The sequence below is a fragment of the Rurimicrobium arvi genome (assembly GCF_039540495.1).
In the GTDB taxonomy this organism is placed as follows: domain Bacteria; phylum Bacteroidota; class Bacteroidia; order Chitinophagales; family Chitinophagaceae; genus Rurimicrobium; species Rurimicrobium arvi.
Window position 1 is genome coordinate 291,713 of record NZ_BAABEZ010000022.1, and the last position, 14,402, is coordinate 306,114.

Below are 14,402 nucleotides of genomic sequence, written 5' to 3' on the forward strand. Positions count from 1 at the left end.
CTATGGCTACTATTCTGGCAATTGAAAGTTCCTGTGACGATACTTCGGCGGCTGTTATAAGTGACGGACAGATATTAAGCAATATTATTGCGACGCAGACCATTCACGAGATCTACGGGGGAGTGGTGCCGGAAATGGCATCCAGGGCGCATATCCGGCATATCGTACCGATTGTATCCATGGCTTTGCAGCACGCAGGAAAAACGATGGATGATCTACAGGCGGTTGCGTTTACCCAATCTCCGGGACTTATCGGTTCGTTGCTCGTAGGATCAGGTTTTGCACAGGCGCTTGCGCAGGCGAAAGGGCTGCCACTGATTGCTGTACACCATATGCAGGCGCATGTGCTTGCACATTTTATTGAAGACCCGAAACCACAATTCCCTTTTCTTTGTCTTACCGTTTCCGGTGGACACACACAATTGGTGCTTTGCAAAGATCACCTGGAAATGCAGGTGATCGGCGAAACCATAGACGATGCCGCAGGTGAGGCATTTGACAAAGCCGCCAAAATGTTTGGTCTGCCCTATCCCGGAGGACCGGTAATTGACAAGCTGGCTGCCGAAGGAAATCCGGATCGCTTTTCGTTCCCGGTTACTTCCATGCCGGAATACCAATACAGCTTCAGCGGACTCAAAACAAATATTCTCTATTTTATCCGGAAGCAACAACAGGAGCAACCGGATTTCGTGCAGCAAAACATGGCCGACCTTTGTGCTTCTGTGCAACAGACGATCATTAAAACATTAATGCTGAAGCTGAAGAAGGCGGCTAAAGATCTGGGAGTAACGCAGATTGGTATTGCCGGTGGTGTATCGGCGAATAAAGGGTTGCGGGCGGCCCTGGAAACTACGGGCAAAGAACTCGGCTGGACCACTTATGTACCTGCTTTCCAGTATTGCACCGATAATGCCGCGATGGTGGCGATCACTGCACATTATAAATTTGAGAAAGGTTTGTTTGTTCCTTTGGGTACCGTACCTACTGCGAGAGCTGCTTTTTCCTGATGTCCAACGCCTATTTCGATTTCAAACAATTCCGTATCGTGCAGGATGCCTGTGCGATGAAAGTCAGTACTGATGCCTGCATACAGGGAGCCTGGACACCGGTGGCGGAGCAGGTTCGGTCCGTGCTGGATATCGGTGCCGGTACCGGACTGCTTGCGATGATGATCGCACAACGTTGGCCCGAATGTATTTGTGATGCCATTGAGATCAACCCCCAGGCCGCTGCGCAGGCGACGGAAAATGTAAACAGTTCGCAATTTGCATCACGCATAAACGTTCATTGCGCAGATGCGGAACAGTGGATACCTGACCGGAAATACGACATGGTCATCTGTAATCCGCCCTTCTTTGAAAAGAGCCTGAAAAGTGACGATACAGCCCGGATGCAGGCCCGGCACACGGATTCGCTCAGCTACGAAGCACTTGCCTCGCTGATAGCACAGGCATTAAATAAAGAAGGGTACGCCAGTATTTTATTACCCGCAGGTCAGGAGCAGTCCTGGTCGGAGGCATGCGCCCGTTCAGGTTTGTCAGTTTCCCAAAGGTTGCTGATTCGTCCTTTTGCCGATCGTGATCCCAACCGCGTCATCTTTATGACGGGGACGGACTTAACGAACAGCGCAGATGAGGAACTGATTATTTACGAGAAGCCTGGTATATATACAGAAACGTTTAAAGAGCTGATGCGTCCGTTTTATCTGCATCTTTAATGAAAACTGCGGGTCTTGTAAGCAGGAAAACAGATTGAACGATCCATCCGATCCAAAACAGGTAAAATCCCAGATGCAGGCGTTCCCCTGCCCAGCGATGAGCGATGTCGGAACGAAAATCCGCATAGGTAAAATAAAGTCCGATCAGTGCCAGAACAATACAGATGATTTGCCGGACGGCAGAGCGGCTGCGCACCATCGAATTATTCCAGTAAGACTGCAATGCAAGCAGCAACATCCAGATCACAAACATGAGCAATGCTGTCTGCCACCACACTTTCATAAAAGCGTAAAACCGGTAATGGTGCCGGAATATGCCTATAGCGGAACGTGCTATAAACGACATTTTTGCAACAAGCGTGCCGGCAATGACAGCCAGAACGGCCTGGAACAATATGAGGGGGAGTAGCTTTTTCATAAAAGGCAGTTCAAAAATACCTAAAAATGAATGTGTATTTCAGCAAAGAAACAATAACTTTGCGCACCCTGAGGGGACGGCTTCGTAGTACAATGGATAGTATAAGAGTTTCCGAAGCTCCAGATCCAGGTTCGATTCCTGGCGAAGCCACTACATAGAAAAGGACAGCATCAGCTGTCCTTTTCTTATTCTGATCCGGGATGTAATTACCCGAGATAAACTTTTAAAGCATTGCTGTAACGTGCCTTTTGCAAACGTTTGATAGCGCGCTCTTTAATCTGGCGGATACGCTCTTTTGTAAGGTCATATTTTTCTCCGATTTCCTCGATGGAAGGACCAGATTCCCCCTCCAGTCCGAAATAAGCGGAAAGAATTTCTGCTTCGCGCACGCTCAATGACTTCAGGATGCGACGGATCTCTGCACGCAGAGAATCTTTCATCACATCATCGTCTGTATCTGAAGAACCTTCCAGAAGATCACCCATAGCCACATCTTCTGCTTCATGCACCGGAGCATCCAGGGATGTATGGCGGGTATTGCTGGTAAAGATGTTGGTAACTTCCGTTTCGCTCATCTCGAGGATGCTTGCGAGTTCTTCAGTAGACGGCTCGCGCTCATGCTCCTGTTCGAATGCGATAAATGCTTTATTTGCTTTGTTATAAGTACCGATTTTATTTTGGGGAAGACGTACCAGACGACCTTGTTCGGCCAATGCCTGAAGAATAGACTGACGAATCCACCAAACAGCGTACGAAATGAATTTAAAACCCTTGGTTTCATCGAAACGCTGAGCAGCTTTGATCAGACCCAGGTTTCCTTCATTGATGAGGTCACTGAGGGAAAGACCCTGATGCTGGTATTGTTTTGCTACTGAAACGACGAAACGAAGGTTTGATTTTACTAATTTTTCCAAAGCCCACTGATCATTCATTCTGATTCTCTGCGCCAGAGTGGTCTCTTCTTCCGGGGTGATCATCGAAATTTTACTGATTTCCTGCAGATATTTTTCGACAGCCTGGGAGTCGCGGTTGGTAATCTGGGTTGCGATCTTTAATTGTCTCATAAGATTGTTTTTTACCCTGTACCGGGTACTTTATGTTATATAACGGATTAAGTAAGCAATTCGCTTGCCACAAACACAGGTTTTACACAGGATTAACAAAAATGCAGTTCAATAGATGATATACTGCTCAAAGTGATAAAAATCTTAATCCGAAAACCTGCTGCGTCCGGAGCTGGAAGGGGCTGTCCGAAATCCAAATACAAATGTATATTGTGATATCCAAAAATGCTACCTTTGCGGGCATTAGAAAAACAACTTTAACAATAAATATGGCTCAGGACCTTTTTACCCACCCGGATTACTATAAAATTGACGATTTACTGACAGATGAACACAAACTGATCCGCGATACTGTTCGTGCCTGGATTAAAAAAGAAGTAAGTCCGAATATTGAGCAATGGGCTCAGGATTGTGAGTTTCCGAAACATCTGGTACCTCAGATGGGAGAATTAGGTGTTTTTGGCCCTACAATCCCCGTGGAATATGGCGGCGGCGGACTTGACTACATCAGTTACGGTCTGATGATGCAGGAAATTGAGCGCAGCGACAGCGGTATGCGCAGCACGGCCAGCGTTCAGGGAAGTCTGGTAATGTATCCTATCTACGCTTACGGTAACGAAGAGCAAAGAAAGAAATACCTGCCTAAGCTCGCTTCGGGCGAATGGCTCGGCTGTTTCGGCCTTACAGAGCCGGATAGCGGGAGCGATCCCGGAAGTATGATCACCAATATCAAAGATGCCGGTGATCACGTAATCCTGAACGGTGCAAAAATGTGGATTTCCAATGCCCCTTTTGCGCAGATAGCAGTAGTATGGGCAAAAGATGAGCAGGGAGAAATTCGCGGACTCGTTGTGGAGCGCGGCATGGAAGGATTTACCACTCCCGAAATCCATGGCAAATGGAGCCTGCGTGCAAGCTGTACCGGGGAGCTGGTGTTCGACAATGTTAAAGTGCCGAAAGAAAATATCTTACCTAATGTAAAAGGATTAAAAGGTCCTTTAGGCTGTCTTACCAAAGCGCGCTACGGTATTGCGTGGGGTGCACTTGGTGCGGCTATGGACTGTTACGACAGCGCACTGCGTTATTCTCTGCAACGCAGTCAGTTCGGCAAACCTATCGGAGGTTTCCAGCTGCAGCAGAAAAAGCTTGCAGAGATGATCACTGAAATCACGAAAGGACAATTGCTGGTTTGGCGCCTCGGCACACTGATGAATGAAGGTAAGGCAACTCCGCAGCAGGTGAGCATGGCCAAACGCAACAGCTGTGAAATTGCTTTGCAGATTGCACGTGAAGCACGCCAGATGCATGGCGGAATGGGTATCACCGGTGAATACAGTATTATGCGTCACATGATGAACCTCGAGTCAGTAGTTACTTACGAGGGTACTCATGATATTCATTTGCTGATCACAGGCATGGATGTTACAGGCATCAATGCTTTTAAATAGTCGTACAACTAAAGATAAGAAAAGGCAGATCGAGATTGACGATCTGCCTTTTTTGTTTCAGCGATTTTACAGGAATGCTGTCGCTATTTTTTATTGAGGAAAGCGGAGTACATCCATACCATTTTTTCCTGTGCGCGTATATAATCGCTCATCAGTGCATTGGTTCCTTCGTCATTGGTGTCCGAAGATAACTCCAGCAGTTCGCGTTGTAAGGAAATGATCACTTTAAAAGAATTCAGGATGTCGCCTACTGCTTTGATACCATCAGAGACCTGCGAACTTTCCGTAATTGTAGAAGCCTTTTTGTAGCCCGAATAATTATGTGCCGGTGCATGCCCGAGCGTGAGAATGCGTTCGGCGATCTCATCTATTTTCAGCAGCAGATCGTTGTACAGTTCCTCAAATTTCACGTGCAATTCAAAGAACTTTTCGCCTTTGATGTTCCAGTGGTAACCACGTACATTCTGATAGAAGATGGAATAATTGGCCAGCAGGTCATTCAGTTTATCGGCAAGCTTTTGCGCTTTTTTATTGTCCAGGCCGATTGCGTTCAGATTACTCATAATTGGTTTTTGTGTTGAAGTTGATAACTAAAGGTACTTCTTTTTATAAACGACCGGACACCTTAATAATCTCTTAGCAATTAATAGCTTTTTGTAATTGTGATGGCGGCAAACTTGGGCTATCTTCGTGATCCTATGGCTTATTCTTCACTTGAAGCATGTCTGAATGACCTGGAAAAACATGGTCATTTACTCAGGATAAAAGAAGCAGTTGATCCCAACCTGGAGATGGCGGCAATCCATCTGCGTATTTATGCAGAACAGGGTCCTGCCCTGCTTTTTGAAAATGTAAAAGGGTCGAGGTTCCGTGCCGCAAGCAATCTTTTCGGCAGCCTGGAACGCAGTAAATTCCTGTTCCGCGACACCTTAAAGGATGTGCAGCATATTATTCATTTGAAAAATAATCCTGCCGAAGCCATTAAAAGACCGTTCGCGCATATCGGCGCTGCGAAAGCTGCATTGCATGCGTTACCGCTTAAAAATCCGCTGCGTAAACCTGTTGTATACGAAGAAATATCCATCAGCGATCTGCCGCAAATAAAGCATTGGCAGATGGACGGAGGCGCTTTCGTCACCCTTCCCCAGGTATATTCTGAAGATGTGGATCATCCGGGTATCATGCAGGCCAATTTAGGCATGTACCGTATCCAGTTGTCGGGCAATGATTATGTTCCGGATAAGGAAATCGGTTTGCATTATCAGTTGCACCGGGGTATCGGTGTACATCAGACGAAAGCACGTTTGCGTAATCAGCCTTTGAAGGTGAGCTGTTTTGTCGGTGGACCTCCTGCCCATACGCTTGCAGCAGTAATGCCCCTGCCTGAAGGCATCAGCGAGATGACGTTTGCCGGCTTACTCGGCGGGCGCAGATTCCGCTATACCTATATTGACGGATTTTGTGTAAGTACAGATGCCGACTTTGTGATCACCGGTACAGTATATCCGGAAGAAACAAAGCCTGAAGGACCGTTTGGAGACCATCTCGGCTATTACAGTCTCACCCACCCTTTCCCGGTAATGCGCGTGCACAAAGTATTTGCACGCAAGGATGCCATATGGCCGTTCACAGTGGTTGGCCGTCCTCCGCAGGAGGATACCAGTTTCGGCGCCCTGATTCATGAAATAAGCGGAAGTGCGCTCAAAGTGGAAATACCGGGCTTAAAAGAGGTGAATGCCGTAGACGCAGCCGGTGTGCATCCTTTACTGCTTGCTATCGGGAGCGAACGTTATACACCTTATGCTCCCACACTACAGCCAGCCGAATTACTCACAATTGCGAACCACGTACTGGGTACCGGCCAGTTGAGTCTGGCAAAATTCCTGTTCATTACCGCCGCACAGCAAAATGAATCGGTGAATACGCATGATATTGCCGCTTATTTTCATTTTGTATTGTCGCGTATCGACTGGAAGCGCGATGTGCATTTCTACACAAAGACAACGATCGATACGTTGGACTATTCCGGAACCGGTTTGAACACCGGAAGTAAAGTGGTATTTGCCGCTTATGGAGACCCTGTCCGGGAGCTTGGTTCCGACGTGCCTTCTGTTATACAAAACACTCCGGCGGTGAAAGATGCCCGAAGTATAATCCCGGGTGTAATAGCCGTATCAACCGGCAGTTTTATTTCCTACAATGATGCTGCCCATCAGATAAACAATATGGCGTCGAAATGGGATAAAGAACGCGGGACGCTTCATAATATTGCGCTGATCGTTGTCTGCGACGATGCCGCATTCACGTCAGCAACACTGAATAATTTCCTGTGGGTAAGTTTTACCCGCTGTAACCCCTCGCATGACATCTATGGCGTGGGTGCGTTTACAGAACATAAACACTGGGGATGCCATGGCCCGCTGATCATCGACGCACGCATAAAGCCGCATCATGCACCTGCGCTGGTTGTTGATCCGGAAGTGGAAAAACGTATAGACAGATTATGGCAACCCGGAGGCAGTGTTTACGAATGGTATAAAAAGCATAAGCGCTAAAATCCTTCGCTGCGAAGCACCGATTCGATTTCTTTTTTCCAGATCAGGTAAGCGGCACCGTTCAGATGGACCCCGTCGGGCTGTGCAAAAATATCCTGTAAAAATCCGTCTTTGGAAATGATCGGGTTGATATCTATCAATGTCAGCGACTCCTGCTGTGCGAGCGCCGCGAACCGCTTGTTGAGCGAAATCACCTGCTCATTGTATGCTACCGAATCCGACCATCTGAACGACTTAGCCGCAAGGAACAGACCGGTGAGCACAGGCTTGATCTGATGCCGGCGCAGCTCCTGAACTATTTTACGATAGTTTGCGATGATCGTGTCCGGCGGTACATGATGCCCTATATCATTCCCGCCACCCTGAAGAAAGCAGATCCGCGGCTGCGCACGGAACACAAACTGCAGGCGGTTCAGATACCCTTCACTGATGTCGGACCCGATACCGCGGTTCAGCACATCCGTACGCTGCAACAGTTCGTTCCAGTACATACGATAGGTGTGTGAATCACCAAGCATCACAATACTTGCGCGGGATGAGCCGAACAGGCTGAAGAAATCACATTGCTCGATATACTTATCGTTATCGGTATAGTTGTATGGTCTTGGAACGGAAGTATCGGGCGGAGGAAACTGCTGTACGGAAACAATGAGTTCGGCCGGCTGATAACGTACCAGCTGAACAGCGATAAAGATACCCGCCAGAATAAGCGAGATAACCCAGAGTATTTTTACGGAAGAACGCAATTTTAAATTGTATAGCTGTCAAATATACACAATAAAAAAGCTGCCTTACAAAAGGCAGCTTTTTACTTAACCAAACTAAAACTATGCGCAGATTAGTAATTGGTAGTTTCAGGAGCCCAGTTAGTCCAACCGGCAGTCCAATCATTTGATCCGTCGAATGCACCACGATAGCTAACATCCTGAAGGCCGAGGCTGTTTACGGATACGGCACCGGTGAGGGCAGGTGAACCGGATTTCAGCAGGAAGTTAGGAGTACCTGTAGTTGCAGACAGTGCAGGTGTATATTTATAAGGATCCTGCATCATTACATCTTCAACGTTAGCAGAAACTGTAGTACCGGTAGCAGTAAACCAGGTATTAGCGTTTGTCCAGCTTGAAGTGAATTTAAACGGAGTGGCACAACCTGCGATGATATTTCCTTTGAAGTTCAGAGAACCACCGTCAGCATTTGTAGAAGTTGCTGTACCTTTTGTATCGTCGATATAAAGTCCGATAGGGAAACCGATCAGCAGAGAGTTATAAATGCTCTGAGAAGAGTTACGACGGATCTGTGCACCATTCTGGAAGTTTGCGTTGATACCTGAAGTGGAGCTTCCGCTTGCAACCGGACCTACGATGGTCATGTTTGCGAAGATGGCTCTTGTCTGAGGACTGTTCGTGCTACCATTTGCGTCGTTGTCAGATTCGAATCCGTTAGAACCGGAAACGTCGGCAACTGTTTTTGCGCGCTGAGAAAGACAGAACTGGATTTTACCGGAGAAACCGAAGTCAGTATCGAAATCGTCATCCCATGCATAGCTTGCTACAAGGTGATCTGCTTTCACAGTACCGCCAAACCACTCAAACGCATCGTCACCGGAACGGTACACCTGGATATAGCTGAGGGTTGTTCCTGCACCTACACCACCCATAGTCAGACCGTTGATTTCGTTGTCTGGAGAGTAAGCGATACCGGCGAACTCGATACGTACATATTTCATAGTACCGGAGTTGTCATTTGCATCGCTACCGCCGTACCAGATATAATCTGTTTCAGTACCGCCTGAAGTTGGCGTCAGACCACCTTCGATTTTAGCAGTACCGCCTGTAGGGTTGATCGGAGCTTTTCCGAGCAGGATCACACCACCCCAGTCGCCCTGGCTGCGTGCACCTGATGCCTGAGAAGAAGTAAAGATAATTGGTTTGGAAGCAGTTCCCTGAGCGTCGATTTTACCACCGCGTGTGATTACCAGCGTTCCTTTGGAAGCTTTATCACCCATAATGATAGTACCTGCAGGGATTGTCAGTGTTGCGCCGCTTTTAACGTACACGAATCCTTTCAGCAAATATTTTTTGTCTGCGCTTAAAGTAGTATTGGTAGTGATGTCTCCTGACAGAGTTACCGTAGTGGAATCTGTAGTTGTTGGGGGAGTAGTTGTTTTGTTATCATCTTTACCACAAGAAGCTAACAAAAGGGTGGCTGCACCGAATACTAATAAATACTTTTTCATTGTTTTTTTGAAGTTTGATGCAAAAGTATCCGGCCAATATTACGGCACTGTTACGCGTACATTATCTGAATATTAATTGTAGCAAACGCTTTACAGGAGAGTGTTTCGGCAAAGCAGTCATTAAATGCGTAAAGCTCTTCCGTAAGAAGAGCTTTACGCTGAAAATGAATCGTTCGAAAAATTTAGAAGCGATAAGTATACGTAAGAGAAAATGTCTGACCGAGACGGAATCGTTGGAAGATGTAATCTTTGTAAGGGTCAATTGTTGCTCCCGTGAAACTGTGATCATCCCATTTTTTGTTGGCGTTCTGATCGTAATAGAACAGGTACTGCGCATTCAGGATGTCTTTTACATTCAGTCGGAATTCGCTGCGTTTACCTACATTATAGGAAATTTGACCATCGAGTACGTTTCTGGAGCGCTCGTACACATCGCCAAACTGGCCTTCACCACCTACGATGTAGATACGTTGTCCGATACGGTTATACAACACGCTGAACCCGAATTTTCCTGAAGGAGAAGTGTAGTTAAGGCTTGCGTTGATCACGTAAGGTGATTGTCCGGCCATAGCACGGCTGCTGCGCGCATATTCGTCTTTATCCAGGTAACGTTTGTTTGTCGAGTCACCCAAGTTTACTGTTGATTTTACCAGCGAAAGGTTGGTATAGAAAGTGATGTTTTTGAAAACATTATTCTTCGAGATGAAGTCGAGTGATTTGCGGATCTCGAACTCAGCGCCAACATTCTGCGCTTTACCGAAGTTGGTTGTCTGAATGTCGGCAGAGCTTCCGGTACCATAGAAACGGTTTTCGATTGTTTTATCGAATCCTTTGTAGAATACGGAAGCAGAGATTACCTCGCCCGGATTCGGGAATACTTCATAACGCAGATCCAGATTATTGATGCGGCTGCGTGTAACATTCTCGTTACCGGTAATATTCATATTCAGCTCGTAGTCGTAAAAAGACATCGGAGCAACTTCACGCAGTTCGGGACGCGCCACGCTGCGGAAATAAGAAAAGCGCAGGTTGGATTTCTCACTCAGCGCGTAGCTTGAGTTAAGCGATGGAAGCACATCGTTCCATACCGGGTGAACATTTCCTGAAGGACTGATGCCGAGAGAATTCAGATTCAGATCGTAAGATTCGAAACGCACACCCCACACCACACGCAGGTTTGGAGTGATCCTGTTGTCTGAAGAAGCATATGCTGATTTCAGGAATACGGTTGCATCATATTTATCGCCCAGACCTGTTCCGTCCTGGAACGTGAACAAACCTGAATTGATGTTCTGGGAAGAATATAAATTTTCGATGCTCTGTGTCAGTATCGGCTTCGTATCGCCTGCATATAAAGGATTCTGTCCTACCCCCAGATAACGATTCTGGAAGTCGCGCTTGCGGTATAATCCGAGTACTCCGACTTTCAGGTTGCTTTTATACAGGAAGTTCAGTTTGTAAGGCATAGCATAATTCACGCCTGCATTCACGATAGATTCATTCAGGTTTCCGAACAGACGGTTATTGGCTTTTGACAGTGATCCGATATAAGCTTCATAGGCGTCATCGGTGCCGATTTTGCTGTTGTATTGTACTTTTCTCTGGTTAGGCTGACTGTTTGTTACATTGTTGTAGCTTACTACCCAATTCAGTTTTTTCTGAGCATCTCCACCGAGACTGTGGTCTCCTTCCAGAGAAGTCTTAAACATCGCTTTCTGGATCAGATCGAACGCGTAGTATTTCACGTTGTTTGAAGAAGATGCATCAGTTCCTTCACGGTACAGGTACGTATCATCGAAAGTACGGTTGTACAGGTTTTTGAAGGCGATCTTCGTGGATGCATTCGAATATGCAACGTTAGCAAGTGCACCGATAGTGGTATTATAAACATAGCTGTTGTCACGGAAGTTTACGTTTCCGTAGATACGCTCCACATCCCTTTTGGCAAATTCATTATGACCATAGTTCACTGCCGCTGTTAATCCGATACGCTGATTATTTTTCATATTGTACAAGCGGCCCATGCTTGCCTGCAAAGATGAAGCAGGAAGCGCTTTACGATTGGTTACATTGAAATTGTTGTTCAGTGCATTGAGGTATTTGATGCCGTCTGCTTCTGTAACATTGATACCAGCCAGTTGAGATGAGGAAGGAATAGACGCAGGTAATTTACGGGATCCGTTATCAAAGCCCAGGATATCCGTAGGAGATTTATATCCAGTCTGGAATTGCTTGAACGTGGAGACAGTATTGTAAGAGCCTCCGATAGAAATGGAATTGAAATTTTTGTCCGGAATTTCCTTCGTAAGGATATTGATCACACCCCCTGCGAAATCACCGGGCAAATCCGGCGTTCCGGATTTTGAGATGATGATGTTATCAATAAGGGAAGAAGGAATGATATCGAAAGAAAACGCTTTTCTGTTCGCTTCCGTACTTGGCAGGAATGCGTTGTCGATCAGTCCTGTGTTATAACGGTCGGACAAACCGCGGATGATCACAAATTTGTTATCTTGTATCGTTGTTCCGCTTACGCGTTTCAGCACTTCTCCAGTACTTTTATCCGGAGACTTTTTGATAGCTTCGGCAGAGATACCGTCGCTTACAGAAGCAGAATTTTTCTGAGCGATGTACAGAGCGTTCAGGGACTCTTTTTTTACCGTGGAACGGATCACCACATCTTTAAGCGTATTGATTTTGTTTTCCTGTTTGATAGCCACATTCAACGGCGTAACCGTTCCGTTCTCTATTTTCACATCGGCCACTTCTTTAGTCGTGTAACCCATGTAACGCACCTGAACAGCGTAAGTTCCCTGCGGGACTTTCATTTCAAATGCTCCGTCTTCATCTGAGAATTCTGCAACGTTCGTCAGAGAAGGAATCATAACCGTAACACCGACAAGTGCTTCTCCGGTTTTTTCGTCAGTAATTTTTCCTTTTAATGTACCCTGGGCTATCGCATTGGATATAAAGCCGAGGAATAACATTAGTGTAAAGGTAGCGCGCATAGTATTTGATTAATTTTGCGCAAAGGTGCCAGGGCAGTGTTACCAAACGGTAAATGAAATATTACCGAATTGTTACCTGCTTTTATTGTATTGATTATCAGATTTTTTGCAGGGTTATCTTTTCAATATTTTATTGTTACTGCCTATTTCCGCGAAGGATCATGCATTCGTTTTATCTTTGGAGCAAGCATGAATACCCGACAACAATTCCAGCAATTCCTGGCCCAGACCTCCCCCGAACCCGTTGCGCTTCACATCACTTCGGCGCATGGAAATTACCTGTTCGACGCTGATGGTAAACGTTATATCGACCTGATCGGCGGTATCAGTGTGTGTAATGTCGGGCATTGTCATCCCGATGTTGTCCGGGCAATTCAGGCTCAGTCGGAACAATACCTGCATGTGATGGTCTATGGCGAGCTGATACAGACGCCTCAGCTGGCTTTTGCGCGTAAAATTACGGGCTTGCTTCCTGAGTCTTTTGAAAGCGTTTACTTTACCAATTCCGGAGCCGAGGCATGCGAAGCGGCATTAAAGCTGGCCAGGCGCGTTACTGCCCGACCGCACGTTTTAGCTGCACACAACAGTTATCACGGGCACACGCTCGGCGCGCTGAGCGTTATGGGCAGTGAATACTGGAGAAATGCGTACCGCCCGCTCTTACCGGGTGTGTTTCATTATGAGTATGGTTCAGACGAATTTCTGGATGCAGTAAACGGTCAGGTATCGTGCGTTCTTATCGAAACGGTTCAGTCGGAGGCCGGTATCCGCGCGCCGCACAAAGCATGGCTGCAACAACTACGTGAGCGGTGTGACACGCATGGTGTACTGCTGATAATGGATGAAATCCAGACGGGTTTTGGCCGGACAGGTACTATGTGGGGATTTGAACAATACGGTATTGTTCCTGATATGATACTGCTCGGCAAAGCGCTGGGAGGCGGCATGCCTATGGGCGCGCTGGTCACTTCTCGGAAACTGATGGACCATTTTACGTTTCAGCCCGTTCTCGGACATATGACCACATTCGGCGGACACCCTGTTTGCTGCGCAGCAGGCCTCGCGGCACTTGAGGTACTTGAAAGAGAGCAGCTTGCGCAAAAGGTACGAGAGAAAGAACAGCTTTTCCATGAGCTGCTGCAACATCGTGCAATAGTTGAGGTCCGCAGTTGCGGATTGCTCATGGCCATTGAGCTGCCCGACAATGCTGCTGTGCTGCGTGTATTAAAATCCGCGATGCATCTGGGTGTATTTTCCGATTGGTTTCTTTTTGCGGATAACTGTATCCGCATTGCCCCTCCGCTCACCATATCAGAAGCGGATATACGCGAAGCATGCGCGATACTCCTGCAATGTATAGGTGAACTTGCATAAAAAAAGAGTGGCCATTACGGCCACTCTTCAGTATCATCAGACAAGCATTACATCTTGGAAAGTTCTTTTACTTTTTCGTAAAGCTCGTTCTCACCACCCTCTTCATATCCTGTGTGCATCCAGGCTACTTTACCTGTTTTATCCACAATCATTGTGAACGGTACATTCTGAAAATTCAGAGAACGTTTCAGGTCGGAATTCGCATCCTGGAAATAAGGGAAATCCCAGCCCTGAGATTTGGCATAGCTGCGCACCATACCTTCCGCACGTGCTTCGTCAATAGAAACGGTCATGTAATTAAAGTCCGTTTCTTTTTTCCAATCCGTCATTTTCCGGCGCACGTTGTTGATTTCCTTTTTGCAGGGAACACACCAGGTAGCCCAGAAACTTACCACTGTTACTTTACCTTTTTCGAAGGTTTGGTTGAACGCAACTTTTTTACCGGAGTTCACGTCCTTTATGGTCGTATTCGGAAGCTCTGACTGTGCAAAGATTTGTGCGGATGCAAAAAGGCTCAGGCCCAAGGCAATCATTTTTTTCATTGTTCTTTTGTTTTTCCGTATTCTGACAAAAATAAGTTGT

Annotated in this window: 12 protein-coding genes and 1 tRNA gene; 6 read left to right on the forward strand and 7 right to left on the reverse strand. The window is 46.6% G+C overall.

All coding sequences use genetic code 11. The features are described 5' to 3' along the window. The first annotated feature begins 2 nt into the window (after positions 1 to 2). Positions 3 to 1,007 (forward strand): tRNA (adenosine(37)-N6)-threonylcarbamoyltransferase complex transferase subunit TsaD, encoded by a 1,005-nt coding sequence (gene tsaD, locus ABD846_RS08000; RefSeq protein ID WP_344824966.1) that lies wholly within the window; start codon positions 3 to 5, stop codon positions 1,005 to 1,007. Continuing rightward, the gene (locus ABD846_RS08005; RefSeq protein WP_344824969.1) at positions 1,007 to 1,717 is read left to right on the forward strand and encodes a tRNA1(Val) (adenine(37)-N6)-methyltransferase; all 711 of its coding nucleotides are present in this window, start codon (positions 1,007 to 1,009) and stop codon (positions 1,715 to 1,717) included. The genes tsaD and ABD846_RS08005 overlap by 1 nt, the downstream gene beginning before the upstream one ends. On the opposite strand, the gene ABD846_RS08010 is transcribed toward ABD846_RS08005, so the two are convergent. Continuing rightward, the gene (locus tag ABD846_RS08010) at positions 1,680 to 2,135 is read right to left on the reverse strand and encodes a hypothetical protein (RefSeq protein WP_344824972.1); all 456 of its coding nucleotides are present in this window, start codon (positions 2,133 to 2,135) and stop codon (positions 1,680 to 1,682) included. The two genes, ABD846_RS08005 and ABD846_RS08010, sit on opposite strands and share 38 nt — an antisense overlap. A 78-nt stretch (positions 2,136 to 2,213) precedes the next feature. Here ABD846_RS08010 and ABD846_RS08015 point away from each other — a divergent pair. Beyond that, positions 2,214 to 2,285: transfer RNA gene (locus tag ABD846_RS08015), tRNA-Arg, on the forward strand. Positions 2,286 to 2,341: 56 nt separating this feature from the next. Here ABD846_RS08015 and ABD846_RS08020 read toward each other — a convergent pair. Next, positions 2,342 to 3,199 (reverse strand): sigma-70 family RNA polymerase sigma factor, encoded by an 858-nt coding sequence (locus ABD846_RS08020; protein WP_344824975.1) that lies wholly within the window; start codon positions 3,197 to 3,199, stop codon positions 2,342 to 2,344. 269 nt (positions 3,200 to 3,468) lie between these two features. Here ABD846_RS08020 and ABD846_RS08025 point away from each other — a divergent pair, with 269 nt between their 5' ends. Continuing rightward, positions 3,469 to 4,647 (forward strand): acyl-CoA dehydrogenase family protein, encoded by a 1,179-nt coding sequence (locus ABD846_RS08025; protein ID WP_344824978.1) that lies wholly within the window; start codon positions 3,469 to 3,471, stop codon positions 4,645 to 4,647. An 83-nt stretch (positions 4,648 to 4,730) separates the two neighbouring features. Here ABD846_RS08025 and ABD846_RS08030 read toward each other — a convergent pair whose 3' ends face one another. Continuing rightward, positions 4,731 to 5,210: a Dps family protein gene (locus ABD846_RS08030; protein WP_344824981.1), complete on the reverse strand. Its 480-nt coding sequence runs from the start codon at positions 5,208 to 5,210 to the stop codon at positions 4,731 to 4,733. A 102-nt stretch (positions 5,211 to 5,312) separates the two neighbouring features. Here ABD846_RS08030 and ABD846_RS08035 point away from each other — a divergent pair, with 102 nt between their 5' ends. Further along, a complete protein-coding gene (locus ABD846_RS08035; RefSeq protein WP_344824984.1) occupies positions 5,313 to 7,202 on the forward strand; it encodes a UbiD family decarboxylase in 1,890 nt (629 codons plus the stop codon). On the opposite strand, the gene ABD846_RS08040 is transcribed toward ABD846_RS08035, so the two are convergent. The 3 genes from ABD846_RS08040 to ABD846_RS08050 all read right to left on the reverse strand — a co-directional run bounded on the left by ABD846_RS08040 (position 7,199) and on the right by ABD846_RS08050 (position 12,446). Next, the gene (locus ABD846_RS08040; RefSeq protein ID WP_344824987.1) at positions 7,199 to 7,948 is read right to left on the reverse strand and encodes a GDSL-type esterase/lipase family protein; all 750 of its coding nucleotides are present in this window, start codon (positions 7,946 to 7,948) and stop codon (positions 7,199 to 7,201) included. The genes ABD846_RS08035 and ABD846_RS08040 overlap by 4 nt on opposite strands. A 92-nt stretch (positions 7,949 to 8,040) precedes the next feature. Continuing rightward, positions 8,041 to 9,438 carry a hypothetical protein gene (locus tag ABD846_RS08045; RefSeq protein WP_344824990.1) on the reverse strand — a complete coding sequence of 466 codons (1,398 nt, stop codon included), beginning with the start codon at positions 9,436 to 9,438 and terminating at the stop codon, positions 8,041 to 8,043. Positions 9,439 to 9,620: 182 nt separating this feature from the next. Continuing rightward, complete coding sequence (locus tag ABD846_RS08050) at positions 9,621 to 12,446, reverse strand: TonB-dependent receptor (protein WP_344824993.1); 2,826 nt, start codon at positions 12,444 to 12,446, stop codon at positions 9,621 to 9,623. 189 nt (positions 12,447 to 12,635) lie between these two features. On the opposite strand from ABD846_RS08050, the gene ABD846_RS08055 reads away from it, so the two are divergent. Then, complete coding sequence (locus ABD846_RS08055) at positions 12,636 to 13,820, forward strand: aspartate aminotransferase family protein (protein WP_344824996.1); 1,185 nt, start codon at positions 12,636 to 12,638, stop codon at positions 13,818 to 13,820. A gap of 47 nt (positions 13,821 to 13,867) precedes the next feature. Here the strand turns inward: ABD846_RS08055 and ABD846_RS08060 are convergent, their stop codons facing one another. After that, positions 13,868 to 14,362 carry a TlpA family protein disulfide reductase gene (locus tag ABD846_RS08060; protein ID WP_344824999.1) on the reverse strand — a complete coding sequence of 165 codons (495 nt, stop codon included), beginning with the start codon at positions 14,360 to 14,362 and terminating at the stop codon, positions 13,868 to 13,870. Positions 14,363 to 14,402 lie beyond the last annotated feature (40 nt).

Excerpts from the sequence above, each read along its gene's own strand:
- ABD846_RS08035 (WP_344824984.1), top strand. The coding sequence starts at position 5,313 with ATGGCGGCAAACTTGGGCTATCTTCGTGATCCTATGGCTTATTCTTCA.
- tsaD (WP_344824966.1), top strand. The coding sequence starts at position 3 with ATGGCTACTATTCTGGCAATTGAAAGTTCCTGTGACGATACTTCGGCG.
- ABD846_RS08005 (WP_344824969.1), top strand. The coding sequence starts at position 1,007 with ATGTCCAACGCCTATTTCGATTTCAAACAATTCCGTATCGTGCAGGAT.
- ABD846_RS08025 (WP_344824978.1), top strand. The coding sequence starts at position 3,469 with ATGGCTCAGGACCTTTTTACCCACCCGGATTACTATAAAATTGACGAT.
- ABD846_RS08045 (WP_344824990.1), bottom strand. The coding sequence starts at position 9,438 with ATGAAAAAGTATTTATTAGTATTCGGTGCAGCCACCCTTTTGTTAGCT.
- ABD846_RS08020 (WP_344824975.1), bottom strand. The coding sequence starts at position 3,199 with ATGAGACAATTAAAGATCGCAACCCAGATTACCAACCGCGACTCCCAG.
- ABD846_RS08010 (WP_344824972.1), bottom strand. The coding sequence starts at position 2,135 with ATGAAAAAGCTACTCCCCCTCATATTGTTCCAGGCCGTTCTGGCTGTC.
- ABD846_RS08050 (WP_344824993.1), bottom strand. The coding sequence starts at position 12,446 with ATGCGCGCTACCTTTACACTAATGTTATTCCTCGGCTTTATATCCAAT.
- ABD846_RS08060 (WP_344824999.1), bottom strand. The coding sequence starts at position 14,362 with ATGAAAAAAATGATTGCCTTGGGCCTGAGCCTTTTTGCATCCGCACAA.
- ABD846_RS08055 (WP_344824996.1), top strand. The coding sequence starts at position 12,636 with ATGAATACCCGACAACAATTCCAGCAATTCCTGGCCCAGACCTCCCCC.
- ABD846_RS08030 (WP_344824981.1), bottom strand. The coding sequence starts at position 5,210 with ATGAGTAATCTGAACGCAATCGGCCTGGACAATAAAAAAGCGCAAAAG.